Annotated in this window: 19 protein-coding genes and 3 pseudogenes; 16 read left to right on the top strand and 6 right to left on the bottom strand. The window is 57.5% G+C overall.

Translation table 11 applies throughout. The annotated features are described in order from the left end of the window. Positions 1 to 12 precede the first annotated feature (12 nt). From dapF to ISN39_RS32730, 5 genes are all read left to right on the top strand, one after another. On the top strand, positions 13 to 927 hold the full coding sequence (dapF, locus tag ISN39_RS32750; RefSeq protein ID WP_194732132.1) for a diaminopimelate epimerase: 915 nt from the start codon (positions 13 to 15) through the stop codon (positions 925 to 927). Between the two features lie 185 nt (positions 928 to 1112). Then, the gene (locus ISN39_RS32745; RefSeq protein ID WP_194732131.1) at positions 1113 to 2132 is read left to right on the top strand and encodes a succinylglutamate desuccinylase/aspartoacylase family protein; all 1020 of its coding nucleotides are present in this window, start codon (positions 1113 to 1115) and stop codon (positions 2130 to 2132) included. Positions 2133 to 2212: 80 nt separating this feature from the next. After that, positions 2213 to 3313: an ABC transporter substrate-binding protein gene (locus tag ISN39_RS32740; RefSeq protein ID WP_194732130.1), complete on the top strand. Its 1101-nt coding sequence runs from the start codon at positions 2213 to 2215 to the stop codon at positions 3311 to 3313. Positions 3314 to 3396: 83 nt separating this feature from the next. Continuing rightward, the gene (locus ISN39_RS32735; RefSeq protein WP_194732129.1) at positions 3397 to 5229 is read left to right on the top strand and encodes an ABC transporter permease subunit; all 1833 of its coding nucleotides are present in this window, start codon (positions 3397 to 3399) and stop codon (positions 5227 to 5229) included. Between the two features lie 12 nt (positions 5230 to 5241). Further along, positions 5242 to 6312 carry an ABC transporter ATP-binding protein gene (locus ISN39_RS32730; protein WP_194732128.1) on the top strand — a complete coding sequence of 357 codons (1071 nt, stop codon included), beginning with the start codon at positions 5242 to 5244 and terminating at the stop codon, positions 6310 to 6312. A 474-nt stretch (positions 6313 to 6786) separates the two neighbouring features. On the opposite strand, the gene ISN39_RS32725 is transcribed toward ISN39_RS32730, so the two are convergent. After that, the gene (locus ISN39_RS32725; protein WP_194732225.1) at positions 6787 to 7719 is read right to left on the bottom strand and encodes a LysR family transcriptional regulator; all 933 of its coding nucleotides are present in this window, start codon (positions 7717 to 7719) and stop codon (positions 6787 to 6789) included. A 105-nt stretch (positions 7720 to 7824) separates the two neighbouring features. Between ISN39_RS32725 and ISN39_RS32720 the strand changes: the two genes are divergently transcribed. From ISN39_RS32720 to ISN39_RS32705, 4 genes are read left to right on the top strand one after another with little or no spacing between them, the layout of a single operon-like run. Beyond that, entirely contained in the window at positions 7825 to 9216 is a 1392-nt protein-coding gene (locus ISN39_RS32720; RefSeq protein ID WP_194732127.1) for a VOC family protein, read from the top strand. A gap of 35 nt (positions 9217 to 9251) precedes the next feature. Further along, complete coding sequence (locus ISN39_RS32715; protein ID WP_194732126.1) at positions 9252 to 10781, top strand: aldehyde dehydrogenase family protein; 1530 nt, start codon at positions 9252 to 9254, stop codon at positions 10779 to 10781. A gap of 11 nt (positions 10782 to 10792) precedes the next feature. Next, a complete protein-coding gene (locus ISN39_RS32710) occupies positions 10793 to 12028 on the top strand; it encodes a pyridoxal phosphate-dependent aminotransferase (RefSeq protein WP_194732125.1) in 1236 nt (411 codons plus the stop codon). Between the two features lie 11 nt (positions 12029 to 12039). Next, positions 12040 to 15081 carry an FAD-binding and (Fe-S)-binding domain-containing protein gene (locus tag ISN39_RS32705; RefSeq protein WP_194732124.1) on the top strand — a complete coding sequence of 1014 codons (3042 nt, stop codon included), beginning with the start codon at positions 12040 to 12042 and terminating at the stop codon, positions 15079 to 15081. Between the two features lie 46 nt (positions 15082 to 15127). Here ISN39_RS32705 and ISN39_RS32700 read toward each other — a convergent pair whose 3' ends face one another. Next, complete coding sequence (locus tag ISN39_RS32700; RefSeq protein ID WP_194732224.1) at positions 15128 to 15559, bottom strand: Lrp/AsnC family transcriptional regulator; 432 nt, start codon at positions 15557 to 15559, stop codon at positions 15128 to 15130. A gap of 138 nt (positions 15560 to 15697) precedes the next feature. Here ISN39_RS32700 and ISN39_RS32695 point away from each other — a divergent pair, with 138 nt between their 5' ends. The 3 genes from ISN39_RS32695 to ISN39_RS32685 all read left to right on the top strand — a co-directional run bounded on the left by ISN39_RS32695 (position 15698) and on the right by ISN39_RS32685 (position 19598). Then, the gene (locus ISN39_RS32695; protein WP_194732123.1) at positions 15698 to 16801 is read left to right on the top strand and encodes a saccharopine dehydrogenase family protein; all 1104 of its coding nucleotides are present in this window, start codon (positions 15698 to 15700) and stop codon (positions 16799 to 16801) included. Between the two features lie 193 nt (positions 16802 to 16994). Then, positions 16995 to 18350, top strand: coding sequence for a Glu/Leu/Phe/Val dehydrogenase (locus ISN39_RS32690; RefSeq protein WP_194732223.1), 1356 nt, complete (start codon positions 16995 to 16997; stop codon positions 18348 to 18350). 15 nt (positions 18351 to 18365) lie between these two features. Further along, a complete protein-coding gene (locus ISN39_RS32685; RefSeq protein WP_194732122.1) occupies positions 18366 to 19598 on the top strand; it encodes a DUF3422 domain-containing protein in 1233 nt (410 codons plus the stop codon). Between the two features lie 156 nt (positions 19599 to 19754). On the opposite strand, the gene ISN39_RS32680 is transcribed toward ISN39_RS32685, so the two are convergent. From ISN39_RS32680 to ISN39_RS32665, 4 genes and pseudogenes are all read right to left on the bottom strand, one after another. Next, positions 19755 to 20735 (bottom strand): IS5 family transposase, encoded by a 981-nt coding sequence (locus ISN39_RS32680; protein ID WP_194732121.1) that lies wholly within the window; start codon positions 20733 to 20735, stop codon positions 19755 to 19757. 76 nt (positions 20736 to 20811) lie between these two features. Further along, positions 20812 to 21213 (bottom strand): type II toxin-antitoxin system VapC family toxin, encoded by a 402-nt coding sequence (locus ISN39_RS32675; RefSeq protein WP_194732120.1) that lies wholly within the window; start codon positions 21211 to 21213, stop codon positions 20812 to 20814. Beyond that, the gene (vapB, locus tag ISN39_RS32670; protein ID WP_194732119.1) at positions 21213 to 21449 is read right to left on the bottom strand and encodes a type II toxin-antitoxin system VapB family antitoxin; all 237 of its coding nucleotides are present in this window, start codon (positions 21447 to 21449) and stop codon (positions 21213 to 21215) included. The genes ISN39_RS32675 and vapB overlap by 1 nt, the downstream gene beginning before the upstream one ends. Positions 21450 to 21690: 241 nt before the next feature. Beyond that, positions 21691 to 22095, bottom strand: a pseudogene (locus ISN39_RS32665) (transposase); the annotation flags it as partial. A gap of 49 nt (positions 22096 to 22144) precedes the next feature. On the opposite strand from ISN39_RS32665, the pseudogene ISN39_RS32660 reads away from it, so the two are divergent. The 4 genes and pseudogenes from ISN39_RS32660 to ISN39_RS32650 form a co-directional block, all read left to right on the top strand. Beyond that, positions 22145 to 22771, top strand: a pseudogene (locus ISN39_RS32660) (IS6 family transposase); the annotation flags it as partial. 746 nt (positions 22772 to 23517) lie between these two features. Next, a pseudogene (locus ISN39_RS37115) lies at positions 23518 to 23763 on the top strand (hypothetical protein); the annotation flags it as partial. 152 nt (positions 23764 to 23915) lie between these two features. Beyond that, the gene (locus ISN39_RS32655) at positions 23916 to 24521 is read left to right on the top strand and encodes a 4'-phosphopantetheinyl transferase superfamily protein (RefSeq protein WP_022719486.1); all 606 of its coding nucleotides are present in this window, start codon (positions 23916 to 23918) and stop codon (positions 24519 to 24521) included. 646 nt (positions 24522 to 25167) lie between these two features. Then, positions 25168 to 25485 (top strand): hypothetical protein, encoded by a 318-nt coding sequence (locus ISN39_RS32650; protein WP_145611386.1) that lies wholly within the window; start codon positions 25168 to 25170, stop codon positions 25483 to 25485. Positions 25486 to 25708: the final 223 nt, after the last annotated feature.

Here is a 25708-nt window from a genome sequence, read left to right as displayed (position 1 = left end):
GGCGGTCGCGATATGAACCACATCGAATTCCTCTCGCAACCCCCCTCCGTAGATGCACCGAGGCTTTGGCCATTCGTGAAGATGCATGGCCTGGAAAACTATTTCGTCATTGTCGATAGGCGTGAAATCGCAAAGCTGTTTGACGTCGACGACATCGTCAGGATTTGCAGTACAAGCGTCGGGGCTGGCGGTGAACAACTGCTCAGCATCGAACGACCTTCCGACGAGGGTCGAAAGGCAGGCGCGTACGCGCAGATGAGGATCTTCAACATCGATGGCAAGGAAGTCGGTGCCTGTGGGAATGCTACGCGCTGCATGGCTTACTTGTTGCTTGAGGAGACGGGGACCGAGGAAGTACTGGTCGAGACCAAGTCCGGGGTGCTGCAATGCCGTAGAGCGGGTCTCCAGCAGATCAGCGTTAAACTGGGACCGATTAGCCTGGACTGGCAACAAATCCCGGTGAGCCGCGAGATCGATACCCGCCACCTCCCTTTGACAAGCGGACCTCTTTCCAATGGGGTCGCGCTGAACATCGGCAATCCGCATGTTGTGTTCTTCGTCGACCAACTCGTTGTCGACGACATTCCGACCTATGCCCCGGCCGTGCAGAACGATCCGCTTTTCCCGGAAGGCGTCAACGTTGGCATGGCCCAGATCGTCGATCAGCAAACCATCCGCCTCGCCGTCTGGGAACGCCCCGGCATTCTCACTAAAGCATGCGGGACCGGCGCTTGCGTTGCGGCCTACGCTGCGAAGATGCGAGGGCTCGTGAATTCTCCCAAGGTTACAGTACACCTTCCCGCAGGCCAGCTTCAGATCGAGCTGATCGACAATGATATGGTGATCATGACCGGCCCGGTTGCTTTCTGCTGCCACGGTTTCATCGAAGGAGGAAATCCCAGCACATCTGTGCTGGTGTCGGCATAGGTTGCTGACTCGCTTCTTTGGACAAATAAAAAGGGGAACGCGATGACGATAGGAACAATCAGCCTAGCTCTCTGCGTAGCCGCGATGGCCGCGACGCACTCTCAGCGACCCGCACTGAAGTGATCCGGAGAGAGCGTATAGCAGTCCAATAGGTAGCTACATCGGAACCAAGGAATGATACGGCAATGAAGGTAACTGCATCACCGAACAGCGTTGCGTATGGTGAGCCCGGCGTCTTCCGAGGCCACTTCTCCTTCGCCAACCCCGGTCTATCTGGATACACGTGGCCTCTGTGCGAGATCCGCGGCGATCGTAGCGGCCCGAAGCTTTGTGTCTCCGCCGGCGTTCATGTGAATGAGGTTGCCGCGATTGAGGCTGCGGTTAGAATTCAGAAACTGTTCGATCCCAGCCGCATTCGGGGAGCTGTTTCGATCATCCCGCTCGTCAACCAGCCCGCTTTCTACAAGTACAGCGAGTACTTCTGCCCAATCGACGGAAAGAATATCAACTTCTCCTTTCCAGGTGACCCCAACGGCTCGTTTTCAGAAATTCTTTGTGACGCGGTAATGAACGAGTGGTGCGTGGATGCGGATTGCTACGTAGATATGCACGGAGGGGATCTTCGGGAGAATGTTTCCAAGTTCGCCATCTTTCAGCACACGCACAACTCGTCCCTTGACGAGCGCGCCAGACGTATGGCGATGTGCTTCGACGCCGAACTCGTCGTCGGTCTCCCCGTTGCTCATATGTCGAAGCCGGGCCGCCCGCCGACAGGATTTGCTTCGAAGGACAGGCTCGCAATCATGTCGGAGGCCGGCGCGAATGGATTAGTTGACGAAGCCTCAGTGCAATTTCATGTCGACGGCGTCCTCAATGTCGCACGGACTCTAGGAATACTCGACACACCCTCTACCGAGTTCCGCCGGGCACGGGTTCCTTGCGACGACTATATCTGGATGGTGTGTCCGACAGAAGGAGAGTTTCACTCCGAGGTAGAGCCTGGTGAGCGAATTCACAAAGGTCAGCGGCTCGGAACCATCCGCGATCTGTTTGGCGAAACCGTTGCGAAAATTACCGCACCGGAAACAGGATACTTGCTGTGGCGTATGACGCACCCCTCCATCCCGAAGGGGTCGCCGGTGCTCGCGATCGCTGTGGAAGAACGAGCAGCGAGCCAACGTCAGGGAGACATCCGAACACCTTGAAACCAGACAACGATCAGGCCATGGCTCGGGCCTGACGTTCGAATAAAACCGGAGCTACTTCACAAAAAAGGGGAATAGAGATGAAAATCACAACGATTACTCAATCACTTACCGCAGCATTGTTGCTTGGTGCCCTGTCGGTACCAGCCCAGGCTGACGAGGTGCCGGCAAATCTTAAAGGTTCTGGCGAGTTGGTCATCACTTCCGGCGGCGGTACTTGGGAAGCGGCTCAGAAGAAGGCATTCTTCGATCCTTTCACACGTGACACCGGCATCAAGGTGGTGTTGGTACCGGAAGATCACGCCAAATTGCTAGCTTCGGTGAAGCTTGGTCAGCCTGAAGCCGACCTCACATCTGTTCCCGGCGGTGCCCTCGCCGGCTTCGTCGAAAAGGACGCCGTCGAGAAAATCGACTACAGCCTATTCGCGAAGGACACCCTTGCGGAAATGCCGGAGCAGATGAAGAACGAGAACGGTGTCGGCGCGCTACTCTATTCGGTTGGTGTCGCCTACAACACCACGAAGTTTCCGAAAGGCCAAGAACCGAAAAACTGGGTCGATTTCTACGACGTAAAGAAATTCCCGGGCGCGCGAAGCCTTCCCAAATGCGAAAAGCTCGTCGACGGCGGTTTGCTTGAAGGTGCGCTTATGGGCGACGGCGTTCCCGCTGACAAGGTCTATCCCATCGACATGGACCGAGCATTCGCGAAAGTGGCGGAACTGAAGCCCCATGTCGGTCGCTGGTGGGTCGCCGGTGCAGATGCCCCTCAGAGTTTGATCAGTGGCGAGGTTGATATGGCCGATGCCTACAATGGCCGCATCTTTGGCGCCAAGAAGGAAGGTGCGCCGTTGGAATTTTCCTGGGATCAATCCTTGCTTCAGTACGACTTTTGGGTCGTCATGAAGGGTTCCCCGAATAAGGAAAACGCCGAGAAATTCCTGGCATACGTTTCTCGCCCGGAACCACAGGCCGCGTTCTCGGAAGCCATCTCCTACGGCCCGGTCAACGAGAAAGCTTTCAGCCTCGTATCCAAAGAACTGCTCGATATCCTTCCAGGATCTCCCTCCATCGCCATGAAGCAGGTCTACCAGGATTACAAATGGTGGAACAGCAAGAACGCCGATGGACGCACGAACTGGGACGTAGCACTCGAGCGTTGCGTAGCTCTCCTGTCGCAGTGACGTGGCGCGCGACGCGCCATCTCATAACGAAGAATTCGATACACGCTGCTCGTCCTTGACGAGCAGCGAAGGAGAAAGCCATCATGGACGTGGCAAATCTTAATCCCGTCGCTTCAGCGTCGGAGGGGCTGGCCGAAAGACAAAAACCGATGAAACGATCAGACGGTAAATTAAAAATGGGTGGCGTTGTTGCAGCCACTCCACTACTCGTCTTGTTGATCGGGTTCCTTGTCATTCCGCTGTCCTACATCTTCTGGGGAAGTTTCGAAGGTACGAAGCTGAATTTCGCGCATTACGGACGCGTGTTTGCCAGTGCCGCGAACTTCAACATTCTCCTTCATACGCTCCGCGTAGGGCTTATTGTCACCGTGGTCTCGCTTCTACTGGGCTACCCGGTAGCCTATCTCCTGACCAAGGTTCGGTCGCTCTCTCTGTCCATTCTGGGCGTCCTCATTCTGATCCCTCTCTTCACAGCCTTTTTGATCCGGACTTATGCCTGGATGATCATTCTGGGGCGTGAAGGGATCATAAATAACGCGCTGATCTGGCTCGGCGTGATCAGCGCGCCTCTCCAGCTTCTGAACACCACTTTCGCGGTTGTAGTCGGCATGACGCACGTCTTCGTGCCGATGGCCATCTTCACGATGTATTCAGCAATGGCACGTATCGACCACGATTACGCGCATGCGGCACAGATCCTTGGGGCGAAACCCGTTCAAGCCTTCCTTCGCGTGTATCTGCCGATGACGCTGCCGGGCGTATTTTCGGCGGGCATCCTGATTTTCATCACCGCCATCGGCTTCTACATCACGCCAGCTCTCCTCGGTGGACCGAGCGACACGATGATTTCGCAACTCATCGTAGATCAGATGACGACGCTTCTGAACTTTGAACTCGGATATGCTTCGTCCATGGTCCTGCTTTTCGTCACGATCGCAATCCTCTTCGTCGCGAGCTTGTTCATTCCCCTCGAAATGATCTGGTCGTCGGCGACAAGCTCGCCCGATAGGGAGCCTCGTGCTGCGGCGCGCCTGCTTAAGCGCGTAAAGCGAATGCTTGGTCCGCTCGTCGCCGTTATTGAGGGAGGCACCCATGCAGTCACAAGACCCCTGCTCACCAAAAATGGCGGTTGGCTTTGGGCTTACACGGTCGCGATCCTGATGTTCCTCACAGCGCCCTTGATCGTCGTGGTGATTCTCTCATTTAGCTCTTCGCCGTTTGTGGTGTTTCCTCCCCCGGGTTTCTCGCTGCAATGGTGGCAGAAGCTAGCGAATGCTGCGGACTGGCACCAGTCCTTCTTCTTCTCGATCCAACTCGGGATCGCCGCGGCATTCGTCGCTACGATCATTGGGACCATGGGCGCCTTCTGGCTCGTGCGCACGAAGTTCTTGTTTAAGACGATGCTCTTCCTGGTCTCACTGTCTCCTCTTATGGTCCCGGTCGTAATCATCGCGACGTCCCTCTATGTATTCGAGGCTCGTCTGAAAATCCTGGGAACCTTCGCAGGTTTGGTGATCGGACATGTGTTGCTGTCCGTGCCCTATGTCATAGTGGTCATGGCCGCCGCATTAAGGAACTTTGACGCCTCGCTTGAACCGGCTGCCGCAGTCCATGGCGCTCGGCCGCATCAGGTGCTTCGCCTGGTGACACTTCCGATTTTGAAGCCGGCTCTTCTCACGGCAAGCCTGCTCGCGTTCCTCACATCGTTCGACGAACTTCTTGTCGGCCTCTTCCTTCTGGGGCGTCAGACACCGACGCTTCCAATCAAGTTCTGGGCCGATATCAAGTATCAGATCGATCCGCTTCTTAGCGCAGCATCCACTCTCATCGTCGTGCTCGTTACGGCATCGATAATTACAGTACAACTGATCCGCGCGCGTCACGAAAAGCGCACTGCGGCCAGTGCGGCCGAATGATCGGAGACTGATATGTCCACTAGCCTTGAAATGAAAAACATTCAGAAGTTCTATGGCCCTCTGCATGTGGTGAAAGACTTCGATCTCCACATCCAGCCGGGGGAGTTCGTAACGTTCCTGGGACCATCGGGCTCTGGCAAAACGACCGCGCTCAAAATGATCGCCGGATTCGAAACGCCGACATCAGGTGACATCTTCCTGGGCACTCGGTCGATCGTCGATCTTCCCGCTTACGAGCGTGGTATTGGCATGGTCTTCCAAAACTATGCGCTCTTTCCGCATATGACGGTCGCAGAAAACGTGGCCTTCCCCCTCACCGTCCGGAAGGCGCCTCGCAAAGACGCCGAGGAAAAGGTCGCAAAGGCCTTGCAACTCGTCAGAATGGATCAGTACAGTAGCCGCTATCCCAACCAACTATCAGGTGGTCAGCAGCAGCGCATCGCCTTGGCCAGAGCGATCGTGTTCAATCCGAGCATCCTGCTCATGGACGAGCCGCTCGGGGCATTGGATCGGAATCTGCGTGAGCACATGAAGATCGAAATCATGCGGATTCAGAAAGAACTCAACATGACGGTTGTCTTCGTAACTCACGACCAGGACGAGGCGCTAACAATGTCCGACCGCATAGCCGTGATCAACGAAGGTCGGCTCGTGCAGGTAGATGACAGCAAAAGTCTTTATAGTAAGCCCAAAAACCGCTTCGTCGCGTCATTCGTTGGAGAATCGAACATGATTCCCTGTCGCGTCGATGAGGCGGAAAACGGAGCGGGCAAGGTCACGATGGCAGGGATTTCTACCTGCTCAGCACAACTGACAGGTCAGTCCCAGGGTGACGATGGCTGGCTCTTTGTTCGCCCAGAGCATATCGACATCACCCCTGTGTCAACGTATTCCGAGGCACTGAACTCCGTCGCCGGCGTCATCGAGAACGTGCTCTTCCTTGGTGAGATGACCAGATACCACATTCGGTGCGGTGACGAAACCATCATCGTCAAGCGGCAAAATCGAGGACAACCCCACTTTACGGGTGGCACCTCGGTAACGGTGTCTTGGAAACCCGAGGATTGCGTCATGCTGAACTAACTGCGGCGTCGCAATCGTGGATCAAACGTCGCCCTTTGATCTGGACGGGTCCAGGAATTTAGCTTCGACACATCGCTTCATCGGAAGGGGTTGAGGTATGGCCGAGCTAGTTGACCGGACATCCTTCCACTCAGAGCCTCTTCTTCAACCGAGACTATCGTCACAATGACCTTGACCTTGCCCCGTTGAAATAAGCCATTTTGAAGTAAGCTCTGGCCCTTTTTAAGCTTGCAGTTGGCGGCATCGAGCATGAGACGAATACATGTACCTGGCACCGCTTTGGCGGATTGAGTCAAGGTTGTTTTGGAAATCTGTCGACACCTTCTCGTAGGAGGTGTCGATGCCAGTGCGACTGGTGCCAGGTCAATACGAACCTCTACGTCATTGCATTTTTTTGGCTTCGACCTGTCGTTAGTTAGGGAGACTCCCTAACGAGATAGCGGCTTTTGCTCGCGGCGGCATCTTGTTGGGGACTCATGAAATATTTGGCACCAGAGTGGCGATAGAGTTTGATCTATTGATTTCTCGAAGAAGCCAATCCTGAAACTGCACTGCCAGCCCTAGCGTGCGCTTCTGCTCGGGGCGAACGACATAGTACGCATTCTCCGTTTGCATTGATAGGGGGACAAACGGGGCCAGCATGCCGGAGGCAAGCTCATCTTCAACTAAATATGTAGGGAGGAGAGCGACTCCAAGGCCCGCGATCGCGGCCGAAATGATCATCGAGAATTGATCAAACCGCGGACCCTGATACGCGCGAGGAATCGGTATGCCGTGATGGGCGGACCAGTCAGACCAGAGTTTTGGTCTTGTCGTCAAATGCAACAATTGCGCAATGCAAAAAGGATCGTTCGTTGCCGCACGAGTTCCCTCTTGAAAAGCCGGGCTTGCAACAGGCAAAACGGTCTCGTTACACAAGAACGTGGCGGTTGCACCTGCCCATGTGGGCTGCCCGAAATGAATTGCCAGATCAAAATTCTCCTCGGCGAAACTGAACGGGCTCGAGCGTGACTCAACGGATATAGCAACGTCAGAATGATCGGCAATGAACCTTCCGAGCTTGGGAACAAGCCACTTGGCCCCGAAAGTCGGCAGTGTGGCAATTCGCAGGGACGAGCTCATGGTCCCGGCTGCTACGGCTCCAATCATCAGGCGCTCAGACTGCACTAGCAACTGCCTGACTTCAGGCAGCAGTTTCTGTCCTGCGTCGGAAAGCACGACACGACGTTTGATGCGCTCGAATAGTCGCAGTCCAGTTTGCAGCTCAAGTTCAGCTATCTGCCTGCTGATGGCACCCTGGGTGAGATTGAGTTCTTCAGCAGCCCTGGAGAAGTTCTCGTGACGCGCAGCGCATTCGAATGCCTGCAGATTTACGATGTCCGGGATCAAGGCTCTGCGCATATATATTCCAATCTCTCATTAATTTAACAGGAAACCTCACAACACGGCCACGAGAATCCGGGTTACGGTGATGAAAATGAATGATAAGCGCTAGCCACAGGAATTTCCACCATGACCGAGAAGGTTTCCGCAAGCGACATCCGGGCCTCGTTTTCGAGTGCGATGTCCGCAATGTATCGAGAAGAAGTTCCGGCATATGGCACGCTCATGGAGCTGGTCGCTCGCGTGAACCAACAGGCGCTGGCCAGCTATCCGGAGCTGAAATCCCGTCTCGAGGCGACTGACAACTTGCAGCGCATTTCCGAGGAGCGGCACGGGGCCATCCGGCTCGGCACCGCAGCTGAGCTTGCAATGATGCGTCGCATCTTCGCGGTGATGGGAATGTATCCGGTCGGCTATTATGATCTGTCGACCGCGGCTGTTCCTGTTCACTCGACGGCTTTCCGGCCGGTTGGGGAAGAGGCGCTCAAGCGCAATCCCTTCCGCGTGTTTACCTCGCTCCTGCGCCTCGACCTGATCGCGGACGAAGCCCTGCGGCAAGAGGCGCAGGCCGTTCTTGCCGAGCGCCAGATCTTCACGCCTGACGCCGGTTCCCTGACGGAAAAGGCGGAGAGGGAAGGCGGGCTCGGAAAGGAAGATGCAGCCAGTTTCGTATCGGAAGTACTGGAGACCTTCCGCTGGCACGAAAAGGCTAATGTCGAACTTTCCATGTACCATCGCCTGCACGACGCCCACCGGTTGATAGCGGATGTCGTGTCGTTCAAGGGGCCGCACATCAACCACCTAACGCCCCGCACCCTGGACATCGACAAGGTGCAAGCGCTTATGCCGGAATATGGCGTTGCGCCCAAGGCTGTGGTCGAAGGTCCGCCCACACGCAAATGCCCGATCCTACTGCGCCAGACCTCGTTCAAGGCTCTGGAAGAGCCGGTTTCTTTCCAGGATGGCGAGGGGGGCTGGCAGGCTGGCACCCATACGGCCCGCTTCGGCGAGATCGAGCAGCGCGGTGTCGCGTTGACCCCGACTGGCCGCGCCCTTTACGACAAGCTGCTCGATGACACGCGCAAGATCGCACGTCCTGCCGCCGATGGCTCTAATGCCGCTGCCTATGAGACCGCGCTTGCCGAGACGTTCAAGGCTTTTCCGGATGATTGGGCGTCGATCCGCTCCCAAGGTCTCGGCTACTTCACTTATGCGCTGACCGAAAAGGCGGAGCATACGGCTCCGGCGTCGTTCGATCTCGATACATTGATCGCCGAAGGCTTTATCCGCTTCGATCCCGTCGTCTACGAAGACTTTCTGCCCGTCAGTGCCGCCGGAATCTTCCAGTCAAATCTGGGCGACGGCGCGCAGCAGGAATTTGAAGCGAGCCCGAACCAGAAGCGGTTCGAAGCCGATCTCGGCGCCAAAGTCCTGAACGAATTCGATCACTACGCGGGTATCGAAAAGACGTCGCTCGAAGCCTGCCTCAACGCGCTTCAGAAGCGTGCCGCAGCCGAGTAGCCGGCCGAACCAACCTTCTCCTGGAGTTTCCATAGATGAACATTGTTCCTGAAAACCTCTCCCTCAAAGCGGAAGCTGCTGCCGTTCTGGACCGCCTCGGCGTGGACAAATCCACCTATATGGGCGGTAACCTTAGCTCCTTCTCTCCCGTCACCGGCGAGCAGACCGGTAGCCTGAAAACCGTTTCAGCAACGGAGGCCACCGAGACTATCGAGCGCGCCGATACTGCATTTCGCGCATGGCGCCTGGTGCCCGCCCCGAAGCGTGGCGAGCTGGTTCGGCTGTTCGGTGAGGAACTGCGCGCCGCCAAGGCCGATCTCGGACGTCTCGTGTCCATCGAAGCCGGAAAGATTCCGTCCGAAGGCCTCGGCGAAGTGCAAGAAATGATCGATATCTGCGATTTCGCGGTCGGCTTGTCCCGCCAGCTATACGGCCTGACGATCGCCACCGAACGCCCCGGCCACCGCATGATGGAAACCTGGCATCCACTCGGTGTCATCGGGATCATTTCCGCTTTCAACTTCCCCGTTGCCGTCTGGGCTTGGAATACCGCCCTTGCCTTAGTCTGCGGCAACAGCGTGGTGTGGAAACCTTCCGAAAAGACGCCCCTAACCGCGCTTGCCGCGCAGGCCATCCTCGATCGCGCCCTGAAGCGCTTCGGCGATGCGCCGGAGGGCCTGGCACAAGTGCTGATCGGCGACCGCACCGTTGGCGAGGTTTTGGTCGATCACCCGAAAGTGCCGCTGGTTTCTGCAACCGGGTCGACCCGGATGGGCAGCGAGGTCGGACCGCGCCTTGCCAAGCGCTTTGCCCGCGCAATCCTTGAGCTTGGTGGCAACAACGGTGGCATCGTCTGCCCTTCCGCCGATCTCGACATGGCGTTGCGTGCCATTGCCTTCGGCGCGATGGGCACCGCCGGCCAGCGCTGCACCACGCTGCGCCGTCTCTTCGTCCATGAAAGCGTCTATGACCAACTCGTGCCGCGTCTGAAGAAGGCCTATGCCAGCGTTTCCGTCGGCAACCCGCTGGACGGCGCTTTGGTCGGTCCGTTGATTGACAAGCTGGCTTTTGAGGGGATGCAGAAAGCGATCACCGAGGCCAAGGCGCACGGCGGCGCCGTGCATGGCGGCGAGCGGATAGACGCGGGTAGCGCGGACGCCTATTATGTGAAGCCTGCCTTGGTCGAAATGCCGGCGCATGACGGCCCGGTGCTGGATGAGACTTTCGCACCCATTCTCTACGTGATGAAATACAGCGACTTCGACGCCGTTCTGGCCGATCACAATTCGGTGGGTGCAGGTCTTTCCTCGTCGATTTTCACACTGGACATGCGCGAAGCCGAGCGCTTCTTGGCGGCGGATGGTTCGGATTGCGGCATCGCCAATGTCAATATCGGCACGTCCGGCGCTGAAATCGGTGGCGCTTTCGGCGGGGAAAAGGAGACCGGCGGCGGACGTGAGTCCGGTTCCGACGCATGGAAGGCCTATATGCGCCGCGCCACCAACACCATCAACTATTCGAAATCCTTGCCGCTCGCGCAGGGTGTCTCTTTCGATATTGAATAGGGCTCGACGCCATGACGATCTCAATGAACGTTGGGGAGGCGAGCTTTCGGCCCGCCGCGCGACTCGCCTCTGTCGGCGTTTCGAAAATCCTGCAAATTGGCGCCAAAGCCGCGGCGATGAAGCAAGAGGGCTTGCCCGTCATCATTCTCGGCGCGGGCGAGCCGGATTTCGACACACCGGACCATATCAAGCAGGCCGCGAAGGCAGCCATTGATGCCGGTGAGACCAAATACACCGCGCTCGACGGATCTCCAGCTATGAAGCAGGCGGTCTCCACCAAGTTCAAGCGCGAGAACGGCATTGACTACGCTATCGACGAAGTGACCGTCGGCGCCGGCGCCAAGCAGATCCTGTTCAACGCCTTCATGGCAACCATCGATCCGGGCGACGAGGTGATCATACCCACACCCTACTGGACCTCCTATTCCGATATTGTAGAAGTGTGCGGCGGCACATCCGTTCTTGTGCCATGTGATGCTGCGGCCGGGTTTCGTCTTCAGGCTGAACAACTCGAAAAGGCGATCACGCCGAAAACCCGCTGGCTGCTGTTGAACTCGCCGTCCAATCCGTCCGGCGCGGCCTGTAGTCCCGCAGATTACCAACCGCTGATCGAAGTTCTACTACGCCATCCGGATGTCTGGCTGATGGTGGACGATATGTATGAGCATATCGTCTATGACGGGTTCGAGTTCGTCACACCGGTGGCACTTGAGCCGAAGCTCAAAGAGCGGACGTTGACAATCAACGGTGTCTCCAAGGCCTATGCGATGACCGGCTGGCGTATCGGCTATGCCGGTGGCCCCAAGACGCTGATCAAGGCCATGGCGGTCATCCAAAGCCAAGCCACGTCCTGCCCGTGCTCGATCAGTCAGGCAGCTGCTATTGCCGCGCTCAACGGTCCGCAAGATTTCCTGAAGGACCGCCAGACAAGTTTCAAGCGACGTCGCGATCTGGTGGTCGGTCGACTCAACGCCATTCCTGGTCTGGAATGCCGCACACCCGAGGGGGCTTTCTATACGTTTTCGAGCTGCGCCGGTATACTGAACAAGGTCACTCCGAAAGGAAAGACCATCGCGACTGATGCTGACTTCACTGACTACCTCCTGGAAGACGCACAGGTAGCTGTGGTGCCCGGTTCTGCTTTCGGTCTTTCCCCCTTCTTCCGCATTTCCTACGCGACATCGGAGGCGGAACTGGTAGAAGCGCTGAACCGCATCGAACAGGCTTGTGCTGCTCTGAAAGGATAAATTCTCCCGTCATGATTCCACGCCTCGATCGCCCAGCTTCCGTCGCTGACGCTCCTGTCACCTTCTTCGAGCATCTGATCGAGGCGGGCTTTCGCGGCGATATTGAAACGCGGGCGGCCTCCCGCACGGTCTATGCCACGGATAATTCCATTTATCAGATGGAGCCGCAGGCGATTGTCTTTCCCCGCGATGCGGAAGACCTGCAAATCATCGCCCGCACCCTTTCAGAGCCAGCTTTCCGCACCATCGTCATTGCCCCGCGCGGCGGTGGCACAGGCACCAACGGCCAGTCTCTGACCGATGGCGTAGTGGTCGATTGCTCACGGCACATGAACCGCATTGTCGAAATTGATCCGGTGCGGCGGGTGGCGCGCGTTGAGGCGGGCGTCGTCAAGGACCAGCTGAACCGGGTGCTAAAGCCGCATGGATTGTTCTTCGCGCCGGAGCTTTCCACCTCGAACCGGGCGACGATCGGCGGTATGATTTCCACCGATGCCTGCGGGCAGGGCTCCTGCCTCTACGGCAAGACGTCGAACCATGTTCTGGGCCTGCGGGTCGTGCTGACGGATGGGACGGATTTCTGGTCACGGCCCCTGGAAAGCGGTGAGCTTGCCGAGATCTGCACACGCGACGACCGCATTGGTGACGTGCATCGGACCGTGGAGCGCATCACGCGGGAAAAGCAGGAACGGATCGCCGAGGTCTTCCCAAATCTCAACCGCTACCTGACCGGGTATGATCTGGCGCATGTGCGACAGCAGGATGGATTTTTCGACCTCACCGCCGTGCTGTGCGGGTCGGAGGGAACCCTCGCTCTGATTGCAGAGGCCGAACTCAATCTCATGCCGCTTCCCGCCGAGGTGGCGCTCATCAACATCCGTTACAGCGATTTCAATGCCGCGCTGGAAGATGCCCGCAACCTCGTAGCGCTCGGCGTCGCCTCGGTTGAAACGGTTGACGAGAAAGTTCTTGGTCTTGCCAAGGGCGATATTGTGTGGAGCGACATTGGCCGTTTCTTTCCCGCCGACGGGGAGCGGGCGGCTAACGGGATCAACATCGTGGAAATCTTGGCTGACGACCGCGACGCGCTTGAGCAAAAGATCGCGGAGGTCGCTACCACGCTCGAGGCGCGGCCCGGTGCAAACCAGCTGAGGTTCACGGTGGCGCGCGGCCATGCCGATGCCGAGGCGATTTGGACCATGCGCAAGCGCGCGGTGGGCCTGCTCGGTAATGTCGAAGGCTCGGTTCGGCCGGTGCCGTTCGTCGAGGACACCGCCGTGCCGCCTGAGCATTTGGCTGCCTATATCCGCGAGTTTCGCGATCTTCTTGATAGGGCAGGCTTGTCCTACGGCATGTTCGGCCATGTCGATGCCGGCGTGCTGCATGTCCGCCCGGCTCTTGATCTGGTTCGACCGGATCACACAGCCCTGGTTCGCCAAATTAGCGATGCGGTGGTGGCGCTCACCCGCAAATATGGCGGCGTGCTATGGGGCGAGCATGGCAAGGGCGTGCGGTCGGAATATGTGCCGGAATTCTTCGGAGACCTTTACCCTTGCCTGCAGGACATCAAGCGCGCCTTCGATCCGCAAAACCGGCTCAATCCAGGCAAGATCACCAGCATCAATGGAAGACCGTTGCTGAAGATCGATGAGGTGCCGCTCCGCGGCGATTTCGACAGGATTATCGGGCACGAGATCCGCGCCGCGTTCGACAATGCCGCCTATTGCAATGGCAATGGTGCCTGTTTTGATTTCGATGAAAGAAGTCCCATGTGCCCTTCCTACAAGGCGACACGGGATCGGCGTCAGTCGCCCAAGGGCCGTGCGTCATTGATGCGCGAATGGCTGCGGCTTCTGGCGGAGAAGGGTACCGATCCCGGTAGGGAAGGGGAGCGTCTGCGTAAAGCCGTCGGTCTGTGGCAACTGCCGCGCCGTATCCTCAATTCATTCACCCCGACAAACGCTGGCGATTTCTCGCATGAGGTCAAGGCGGCGATGGACAGTTGCCTCGCCTGCAAAGCCTGCGCCGAGCAATGTCCTGTTAAGGTCAGTGTCCCCTCTTTCCGGGCCAAGTTTTTGGAGATCTACCATGGCCGCTATCTACGTCCCCTCAAGGACCCGCTCGTTGCATCCATCGAGACAATGCTGCCGATGATGGCGCGTGTCCGACCGCTCTACAACCTCGTCGCAGGCACTGTGCCTGGCAAGGCTCTGACGCGCCTGGCTGGGCTGACGGCACTCCCACCTTTGCCCGCAGTTTCGCTGCGCAAGGAAGCCAGACGGCTGGGAGTGGCCATTGCGCATGCCGAGGACTTGACAGGGTTCGCCAATGAAAAACTGTCCCGGACAGTCGTCTTCGTGCCGGATGTCTTCACCTCCTATTTCGATCCGGATGTCGCACTTGCGGCGATCAGCCTTGCCCGCAAGCTGGGGTATGAGCCTTTGCTTGCCGCTCCGCACATCAACGGGAAAGCGCTGCATGTGCATGGCTATCTGGCCCGCTTTGAAAAGGCGGCAAGAGAAACGTCCGCCTACCTGCAAGGGCTTACTGATCTTGGCGTAACATTAGTCGGCATTGATCCTTCAATGACACTTGCCTTCCGCAGCGAATATAGCCCGCTGCCCGGCAAGCCCTTGGGTGCCGATGTCGCCCTGCCGCAAGAGTGGCTGGCAAATGTTCTAGCAGAGCAACGTCCGGCCAAAGCCATCGAAGGTACGCGTTACACGCTCATGCTCCATTGCACGGAAAGAACCAACGCGCCTGCCGCCATCGGGCAGTGGAAGGCGGTATTCGCGCAATTCGGTATTGAACTCGCAGTTGCCGAGACGGGGTGTTGCGGGATGGCGGGCACGTTTGGGCACGAGACGCGCAACAGAAGACTATCGGAAGCGCTCTACGAAATGAGTTGGAAGTCTCCGATCGCAGGTCGACAAAAAGAGGACGTTGTCATGGTCACTGGATATTCCTGCCGGTCGCAGGTCAAGATCCTTGAGGCCGTTGTTCTGGAGCATCCCCTTCAAGTCATAGAACGCCTTGTCGGTCGCAACGCATAGAGACTGGCGTTGTAATCAGCGGCGAGGCGCATTTAGCTGGATGTGTTCAGCGGCTTAGCCGGGTGGACATGATGATCGAGGAAAGCGTTCGCTCAACGCCATCGATCATTCCGATCCTATCGACGAGTTGATCAAGTTCCGAAATCGACGGAGCCTCGAGAACCGCAATCAGATCGAATGTGCCGCTCACCGAATGCAGTGATTTCACACCATGGATTGCCTGCAGCGAAACGCAAACCTGTGATAAGACTTTTGGCGCGAGCGTGATCATGACATGGGCTTTCGCAAGACCCGATTGATACGCATCGGACAGTCTAACGTTATATCCGGCAATGACCCCTTCACGCTCCAGGCGATCAAGTCGGGCCTGAACGGTCGTTCTCGACAAACCGAGCTTTTTGGCAAGGCTTGCCACGGGCGCCCGTGCATTTTCACCAAGCAAATCGAGCAGTTCCCGGTCTTTTTCCGTTACATTCATTGGAACCCCGGCATTCAGACAATCCGATACGGCGAAGTGCTTAAAACAAGCAAACAAAAATAGCAATGTGACCCTATGATATGTTGTCTCACCCCTTCAAACTATCAACATTGAAATTCTGAAGCGAAGGGGACTGAAATGAAGGATGTAGTGATCATTGGCGCAGGCAAAATCGGTGGCGCCATCGCATTAATGCTGGCCGAGACCGGCGATTACAATGTTGTCGTAACCGATCGCGATCAGGCGCAGCTCGACAAGCTCGACAAGCATTCCGCAATTTCGGGGAAGATTGTTGATATCACCGACAACGTGGCGCTCGTTGGGCTACTTCGCGGGAAGTTCGCCGTTCTGTCCGCAGCGCCATTTAATCTGACCGGCAAAGTCGCCGAGGCTGCACTGGAGGCTTCCGTGCACTACCTCGACCTAACGGAAGATGTCGCAACGACGAAGAAGGTCGAGGAACTGTCCAAGGGGGCGGATGTTGCTTTCATCCCTCAGTGTGGCCTCGCGCCCGGCTTTATCTCGATTGTCGCCAATGACCTTGCCAAGCGCTTTGACACGCTGGATAGCGTGCGCATGCGCGTTGGCGCACTGCCGCAATATCCCTCAAACGCTCTGAACTACAATCTGACCTGGAGCACGGATGGGCTGATCAACGAGTATATCGAGCCGTGCGAAGCGATTGTCGAGGGCAAGTTCGTCACGGTTCCAGCAATGGAAGAGCGCGAAGAGTTCTCACTCGACGGAGTGACCTACGAGGCGTTCAACACTTCCGGTGGTCTCGGCACGCTCGCGAAGACGCTGGAGGCGCGCGTCCGGACGATGAACTACCGCACGATCCGCTATCCCGGCCATCAGGCGATCATCAAGGCGCTTTTGAACGACCTCAACCTCAAGAACCGCCGGGACGTGCTCAAGGACTTGTTCGAAAACGCTCTGCCGGCCACGATGCAGGACGTGGTCGTGATCTTCGTCACCGTGTGTGGCTGGAAAGATGGCCGCTACATGCAGGAAACCTACGCCAACAAGGTTTATTCGGGTGTCGTCGCGGGCAAGGCGATGAGCGCGATCCAGATCACGACGGCGGCCGGCATCACGACGGTTCTCGACCTCCTCGCCGATGGAAAACTGCCTCAGAAGGGCTTCGTTCGGCAGGAGGAAGTCGCGCTCGCAGATTTCCTGAACAATCGCTTTGGCCGGGTTTACGACCCTGAGGCCATGCGTCTGAAGAAGGCGGTCTAGTCCCTGTCATGACTTCGGGCGCCCGGCGCTGATGGTGTCGGGCGTGTCGCTCTGAACGCGGGCTGCGCTCACCCTTCGCGGGGTGGGCTTGGCAACCCGGCAGTCGTTCACAACAACAGCAGACCCCAACGAGCATTGTCCGATGAATTCCGCCAGCTTCCTTGAAAGCGTCGACCAGAACCTCCGTCATGCCATGTCCTTTCTTGATCTGCCGGAAGGACTGGCTGAACGGATCATCCAGTGCAACTCGACCTATACGGTCCGCTTCGGTGTTCGGCTACGTGGCCGCATGTACAGCTTCATCGGCTGGCGCTCGGTCCACAGCGAGCACTGCGAACCGGTGAAGGGCGGTATTCGTTACGCCTCCAATGCGGATGCTGAAGAGGTCGAGGCGCTGGCCGCACTGATGACGTTGAAGTGCTCGCTCGTCGACGTCCCCTTCGGTGGCTCCAAAGGCGCGCTGAAGATCGATACACGTGAGTGGACACCGCAGGAACTCGAGCGCATCACCCGCCGCTTTACTCAGGAACTCAACAAGCGTGGCCTGATCGGACCGGGCGTCAACGTTCCGGCTCCCGATATTGGTACCGGCGAGCGTGAGATGGCGTGGATGGTCGACGAGTTCCGTCGCGCCAATCCGACGGATGTCATTAATGCCCGGGCCTGCGTCACCGGAAAGCCTTTGTCCAAGGGCGGCATTGCCGGGCGAACGGAAGCGACGGGCAGAGGGGTGCAGTTCGCCATCCAGAGCTATCTTTGCGATACCCGCACGAAAGGTTTGGAGGGCCGGCGCGACCTGAAGGGCGCGTCGTTCATCGTTCAAGGCTTCGGCAATGTCGGCTATCACGCCGCCAAGTTCCTCTCGGAAGAGGACGGCGCACGCGTCACCGTTGTTGCTGAGCGCGATGGCTATGTCGCCAACCCCGAAGGTCTTCTCATCGAAGCCCTCAAGCAGCACCAGATCCAGACCGGCAGCATACTTGGCTTCGAAGGCGCCAGGTCCTTTGCCGGCGATATGACCGGCATCGAGCAGCGCTGCGACGTTCTCATTCCGGCGGCAATGGAAAATGCCATCCATGCCGGGAATGCCGAGCGCATCAAGGCGCATCTCGTCGTCGAAGCGGCCAACGGTCCCGTCACCTTCGAGGCCGACAAGATCCTCCGCTCCCGCGGCGTCACCATCCTTCCCGATCTCTACGTCAATGCCGGCGGTGTCGTCGTCAGCTACTTCGAGTGGGTCAAGAACCTGACACACATTCCGTTCGGGCTGATGGAGCGGCGCCGGCGCGAGCGGCGCAACCAGACGATCGCGGCTGCGCTTGAGCGGATGACCGGCAAGGAGTTCCCCGCCGATATCCGAGACGAGTTCCTGGAAGGCGGCGCCGAGATCGATCTTGTCCGCTCCGGCCTCGAAGACGTCATGCGCAGCACCTGGGCACGCATCGGCGATCTCATCGAGAAGCAACCGGAGCTCGGTGATTACCGCACCGCGGCGTATGTCGCCTCGATCCGGCAGATCGCCGAAGCCTATGAGGCAATCGGGATTTAGGTCGAGGGGCGCGGCATGCTGACAGGAGATGCGGATCAGCCGACGACAGCGGATTTCACGGCCGAGCTCCATGCGCGGCCGTCCATCTACTTCTCCGGACCTGCGCTTGTCGAGCACGTCGCTCTGATCCCGTCTCAGCCGCCTGCCAGACAAACTGGCGGCTGCATATCTTTCGGAAAGCATGACACGGACCTTATAAGGACGCGTGTGGAATACCATACAGAGTTCGTAACCGTCACACGCGTGACGATGCTCGACCACGGACCGGATCAATGGCCGGAGCCGACGCTGGTGATTTCCGACATTTTGGCATTGCTGGAGCTCCCCTCGGCATCCGTCGTCGGTCAGGTCAGTATCCTGGTGATAGGGCCTGCCCCGGATGAACTGGGAGACGTCCTGTCAAAATTCGGGTTTGGCGTCAGCGCTGCGTCAATGATCGGGGCAGGGGCTGGCCAAGTATGCTCCGACTTCCGGGTTCGTTCAAATGGATGGAGCCATACACTGCTGTTCAACAAGGACTTGAACGCCTATCGGCTCGGCCGAATGGTCCGCAGGATCTACGAGATAGAGACCTACCGCTCGATGGCGCTGCTTGGCTTGCCACTTGCTCGGCGTCTCGCGCCGCAGCTTGCCGAGTTCGATGCCCGGCTTGGAGAATTGGCAGACCGCAATCAGTCGACGCCGGCAGACCAGCACAAGAGCCTGCTCAACGAAATCTCGGAATTCTCCGCCGCCATCATCACCGCTTCGGCGGAAACCCGCAGCCGCTTTGGCGCGACCGTAGCCTACGCCAAGATTGTCGAGGAACGCATCAGCGAGCTGCGCGAGGCACATGTGCCGGGCTTCCAACGATTTGGCGTGTTCATCACAAGGCGCTTCAAACCAGCAGTTCGCACTTGCGAGGCTGCAGCCCATAGGCTTGAGCAGCTGTCCGGCGCCACCATGCATCTTCTGAACCTGCTCCAGACCCGCATCCAGGTCGAGATCGAGTTCCAGAATGCCGTCCAGCTCCAGTCGGTGGCAGAACGGGCGGCGACCCAGGTGAAGATCCAGCGCGCGGTCGAGGGTTTCTCGATCATTGCCATCAGCTACTACCTCATCAGTCTCATCAAAACGGCCTTCGAGGCATGTCAACACACCGGATGGGAAGTAAGCCCGCTGCTGATGCTCGGGTCGATCCCGCTAGTGTTCGTGACTGTAACGGCCACCGTGCTTCGCGTGAAGCACGCGCTCGCGACACATGAATAGAACAATGATTGCATGATGCAAGTGAGGAACGCCAATGTCACCAGATGCTTCGAGCTCCAAAAATCAAGACGAAATCCTGCAAAACTACGGGCCCATCGGCATAGCACTGTTGCATGGATCAGACTTTGGACGAGGCAACCCTATCCACTGCATTTTTCATGCAACGCGCTCGAACTTGGGCCGGCCAAGTTCTGTCATCCGGTTAAGAACACGGACGCCAATCTTCGCTTCAGTCTTCTGTTTGTCAAAATGTCGCGCTTTGAGTTTGGGCCCGATCACAGCCTTCCATCGACCCATCTGGGTCTCAGCGCGACTGCGCTTGTTGTAGCCGGTGGATTTCTGCCATGCCATCCGCCCTTTGGTCTGGATTTCTGCAATATGGCGATCGCGGACAGATGGAACCAGCACCGATTGAGGGCTGGCAACGGCAGTCTTGGGAGGTGGGATAATGACCTCCACGATCTCACCAAAGCGTGTCGCCAGAAGATCTCGGGTTGGCGTTCCATCATAGGCGCCGTCGGCAATGAACTTCTCGACGGGGCCACCGATCTGGTCCAGAAGTCCTGGTAACGCTGTCGGATCGCCGACACCATCCACGGTCAGATCGGAACAAACAATCTCACCACTGACAAGATTGAGACCAAGGTGCAGTTTGCGCCATCTTTTGCGTTTGGCCTTGGTTTTGTGCTTGTTTTCCAGCCACTCGCCCTCGCCGAAGACCTTCAAGCCGGTGCTGTCGACAACCAGATGGACCGGACCTGATGTTGTGGCTCGGGACTTTGTCGACGGCAACGCCAGCCCTTTGCTCCGGCGAGACAGGGTGGAGAAGTCAGGCACGGCAATATCGAACCCCATCAGCGCCGCGACACTGCGCATCAAGCCTTGGGTCTGGCGTAGCGCCAGCCCGTAGACGACGCGCAGCGTCAAGCACAACGTAATCGCCAGATCCGAGTATTTCGGCTGACCACCCCGCGATGTCCGCCTCCGCGCCGTCCATAAAGACAGGGCCTCATCCTTCACCCAGATGGTCAAATCACCACGTTGACGCAGGTTTTCATTATATGCCGGCCAATTCGTCACTTGATATTTCTGCTTGGCAATCTTGTCCCGCCGATCGGCATTGAACGTGTGCGGCATCGTCGAAATCCGGATTAGGAGACTGAAAACCACCGCTCAATATCAGTCGCCGGGTGATCCACGCAACAACGCCGCCTCAGGCGTCAAGCCAGTTTTCGAGCCTCAGTCCGGGATACGCCAGAAAGTCTCGCGTATTGTTGGTAACGAGCACGGTGTTCAATGCGATTGCATGCGAAGCGATCAGTTTGTCCAGGTGATCCTTCTTCCGGTCCCGAGTCGCCAGACGAACCGGACCATAGGCACGCGCTGCCGCGATCCCGAACGGCTCTACCGTGATCAGCTCGGCCAGGGCTGCAAGATTATCGAGTTCCCGCGCTGGATCATCGGATACGGAAACTCCGTACTCGAGTTCCGCGAAGGTGATGGCGGACATCACAACGTCACCCACATAGCAACTGGCAAAGCGGCGGGCGACCTGCTCCGGCTGGTTCTTCATCAGGTAGATACACATATTGGTATCGAGCATGTAGCGTGGCATCAGATCTTGTCCCGCTCGCCTTGCTCATGGGGCTCTCTTCCGTCGCGCATGAAATCCGGCGAGAAGCGGGCAAAGACGTCCAGAACGCCGGCCAGGGAGCGATGCACCGGACGGATGCGAAGCTCGTCGCCCACACGCTCGATCTCCAACTCGACATCGGTCCGGTCGAAGGCCAGTTCGGCCGGGATGCGCACGGCCTGGGAATTTCCGTTCTTGAAAGCTTTGGTGGTGTGCATGGCATCATCCTTGTGTGTACGGGGATGTACCATACACTCCCGGCGCTCAAATGTACATCTATTTGTGTGTACGGTAGTAGGGTTCCTTTCGACATGCGGCGGCCGATACCCGTATCGGTTAGGGGCAGCCCCGTCGTGTGCTGTTCGTAGTCGCGGACGAAACGGCCTTATAGAGCCGGTATTTACCAGCACTGTTGCATGGATCAGACTTTGGACGAGGCAACCCTATCCACTGCATTTTTCATGCAACGCGCTCGAACTTGGGCCGGCCAAGTTCTGTCATCCGGTTAAGAACACGGACGCCAATCTTCGCTTCAGTCTTCTGATTGTCAAAATGTCGCGCTTTGAGTTTGGGCCCGATCACAGCCTTCCATCGACCCATCTGGGTCTCAGCGCGACTGCGCTTGTTGTAGCCGGTGGATTTCTGCCATGCCATCCGCCCTTTGGTCTGGATTTCTGCAATATGGCGATCGCGGACAGATGGAACCAGCACCGATTGAGGGCTGGCAACGGCAGTCTTGGGAGGTGGGATAATGACCTCCACGATCTCACCAAAGCGTGTCGCCAGAAGATCTCGGGTTGGCGTTCCATCATAGGCGCCGTCGGCAATGAACTTCTCGACGGGGCCACCGATCTGGTCCAGAAGGGCACCGTAAAGTTAACTGACGGCTGATGAAGATGTGCGTACATGGGCCATGTCAGAAGTTGCTCGTGATCCGCTTTATCGTCGCCACCGCTTTCCCGCCGAGATCATTGCGCACGCGGTATGGCTCTACTTTCGCTTTCCGCTCAGCCTGCGCATGGTTGAGGACATGCTGGCGGCCCGCGGTATCATCGTCACGCATCAGACCGTTCGAAGCTGGGCGGAGAAATTCGGACGGCATTTCGCCCGGGAGATCAAGCGACGGTCGGCCGGCTGCCTGGGCGACAAATGGCATCTCGACGAATGTGTGGTGGCGATCAATGGCAAGAAGCAGTGGCTCTGGCGTGCCGTCGATCAGGACGGCTTCGTCCTCGAAGTGCTGGTGCAAAGCCGCCGAAATGCCAAGGCGGCAAAGCGCCTGATGCGCAAGTTGCTGAAGGCTCAAGGGCGGACACCACGGGTCATGATCACCGACAAGCTCCGGTCCTATGATGCCGCCAGGCGCGACCTCATGCCCGGTGTCGAACACCGGTCGCACAAAGGCCTCAATAATCGAGCGGAAAATTCGCACCAGCCGACCCGACGACGCGAAAGGACCATGAAACGCTTCAAGTCGGCACGCCAGCTTCAGCGGTTCGTTTCCATCCATGATCCGATTGCCAACCTGTTCCACTTTCCCCGCAATACGCTGTCATCGGCTCAACATCGAGACCTGCGTAACGCCGCCATGCAATCTGGAACAAAATCGCGTGTGTCGCCGCAGCCTGACAGCCGTCCCGGCCAGCTATCGCTGCATCAATCCGCTGATAACTTTACAGTGCCCGGTGAACTTCTCCTTCTTCCTTTGCCTTGCGGCTTGCCGTATGCGGTCCAGCTCATGGGACACACTTTCCCGGTCCTGTGCCCGGCGCGTGCTGTGCTGATCCGCATTCCTCTCGGTTCCCGCCCTTCGCTCCCCCTGCTCCGCCACCGGCAGGCCGGTTTTGTTCGCAGGCTTCATCGCTACTATGGCGGAATCAGACTCCTCGTGATCGTGCATCATCGGCTACGGTTCCTCACCTTCCCGATGCGGACCAGTGTGGCCAAGCCATACTGGCCAATCACGAGGCCTCCCGGTTCCCGTGCAAGAAGCGTCTATGCATGCCAGGGTCTCCGACCGCGCCAGGTCAAACGGCCACTTGCGATAACGTGTCCGTTCATATTGCCTTCCGCATAGGTGGAAAGCGTCGGCACCCGAAATGTCCAGTCTTTCGCGGCTCAATGGCTGGCCTGCATGCTCCCCTGTCAACACTTCACGTACAGCCTCACGACTGCCCGCGCATGACTCGGGGCCAATGTGGATCGCTAGTCCTTCATCGTAATGGACTTTCACCATCTACTCCTTGCCGGTTTCTACCGGCGTTCCCACCCAATCGGCCCCACGTACTGCTGCGGCCGATTTCGGGCGCTGGCATCGCGCTGTCGCGTCTCGACGAACGGATCTCTCGTTCGCCGGTCGGGCAGGGTTTTGTCGAACGATCCCACTTCACGGACGCCTGCGCCTCGCTGTGGATCGACGGCGAGCTGGTGCACCTCGAGGACCTGGTGCTGCACGACGCTAACCACGACGTTCGCGCCCCGACGCATGAACTGACTGTCGCCCGGGACGTCCTGAAAACCCGCCGGCGGATCGGGGCAATTTTGCAGAACTTGACGCACACAACCTATCGTGCGTCTACTCCGAGCCAACTGCACTTGCTGGACGTGACATCGCCTGTGTCTCACTCACAGCTAGCTACGTTGGCTGAGATACCCATTCGGAAACCTCAAAGGGGCCTAAATAGGTGGACATTATAACGCTTGATCAACAGAACATCCTCGTCGGCATTCGTCCGATAGAACGCACCGACGAGGCCGCCTTGTTCGCATCCGAAGTTGCTGCGCTGGGACGCGCTGTTGCGAAAGTCCGTCGCCAAAGCGGTGCTGCAAGAATCATCGCCCGAACACTCCTCGGCGAACTAGGATTTCCACCGATGCCTATCCTAAAGACGCGGTCGGGTATTCCGACCTGGCCAGCCGGCATTGTTGGCTCTTTGGCTCATCACGATACAGTAGCAGCAGCCACTATTGCAGGGAAGAAAAGGATTGCAACGGTTGGCATCGACATCGAACCAAATGAACTTCTTCCGGAGAACTTGATTGAATTGATTGCAACTCCTAGGGAGCAACGCATGTACGACTTGCGTATGCTCCAACGGCGGGACCTCTTTGTTTTGAAGGAGGCGGTATATAAGGCGTATTTTCCACTATATAATGACTTTCTTGAATTCCAAGACGTTGAAATTGATATTCGCGCCCGTTCAGGATACGTGCAGAAGGCAAATTGCACCTTTTTCCTAGAGCTACTTATTTCCAAAAATGTAATCGGTTTGGCGTATTTGAGATCCTGATCGAAATAGATTGAATCAGAACCGCTTGGTGAAGGAGCTGCGGCTGGCGGGTCCGCGTTGTCCGATGTCCGACAATTCCGCGTTGTCCGATGTCCGACAATGTCGAACATGCGACATAGCAGTGTTAACGCCACCATATTGTTCTAAAATGACTTTCTCCTTTGGCACGGTATATGCGCGTTCACCTACGAACGCGCATGGATAAGGAGAAATGGTCCCTTGATCACGCTCACTGGAAGCCAGACGAAGTCAAGGTGGTTGCAATACTGCCGATACAGTATTGCAGAGGGCGGGGGCTTGCTAAGCACTTTGGGAAGCGCCGTTACTCTCCGCTTTCGGGTGCCTGCTGATTTCGATGGCCAACAAAGGATAGCGCTGGACCGACCAATTCGGCATTCAGTGGCCCTGCGTGGCCGAATGCCGCGGTTGGGCTCGCTGCGGGCAAGTGCCCTGCGCTATGATCTGCCGCATTTCACAAGCGATGATGGGCAGGTGATGTCTCCCAGCGTGACGAGTCCGTCAGAAGGTACTCGGTAGTCTAAACGGACCGTTCAAAGAATCTCAAAAGCTACTCATCTCATTAGCTTGTCGCCAAAGCATTTGGTGATCACTAAATTGACTGCGTCACTAAATAGAAGGACTGAAAATGACTTCTGGCGGCTTCTTTTTAACTCTTGATCTTCCTTTCAGATTTGGGGCGGAGAGCGTGGACGAGTGTGCAAGGCGTGACAATGTCATCGTTATGCCCATGAGCTTCTTCGCGTTGGATAACTCTCAAGACTACCGGATTCGATTGGCGTTCAGCGCTGTTAGCCCCGAGCAGATCCGAACCAGTGTGACCGGTTTGGGCCGCTACGTGGCGCGGCGGCTTGGGCGGGAACTGCCCAGCTTGGTGGGTGGACTGCTACATATCGGTCTTCTCCGGCGCGCGGCTGTGGCCGCGAACAAGGCGATCAGGACATGAACCCTGCAGCACGGTCAATCTCCTCCAGCATCGTTGTTGGCAGTGGTACGCTTGCTATCAGCTGCGCTCAGCTGGCAATGGCGATGGGCCACGTCATTGGTGCGGCCCTGTGTGGCGACGCCATATTCGCAGAGTGGGCGACTCGCGCCAACATCCCGTGTGTAGGGAGCGTTGAAGAGCTCTCGTCTTTTTTGGAGGCCGAACCGGTAGATTGGATTTTCTC

This window comes from Rhizobium sp. 007, assembly GCF_015353075.1.
Lineage (GTDB): Bacteria > Pseudomonadota > Alphaproteobacteria > Rhizobiales > Rhizobiaceae > Rhizobium.
The sequence above is the reverse complement of the archived record's forward strand: the minus strand, read 5'-3'. Positions and strand labels throughout refer to the sequence as shown.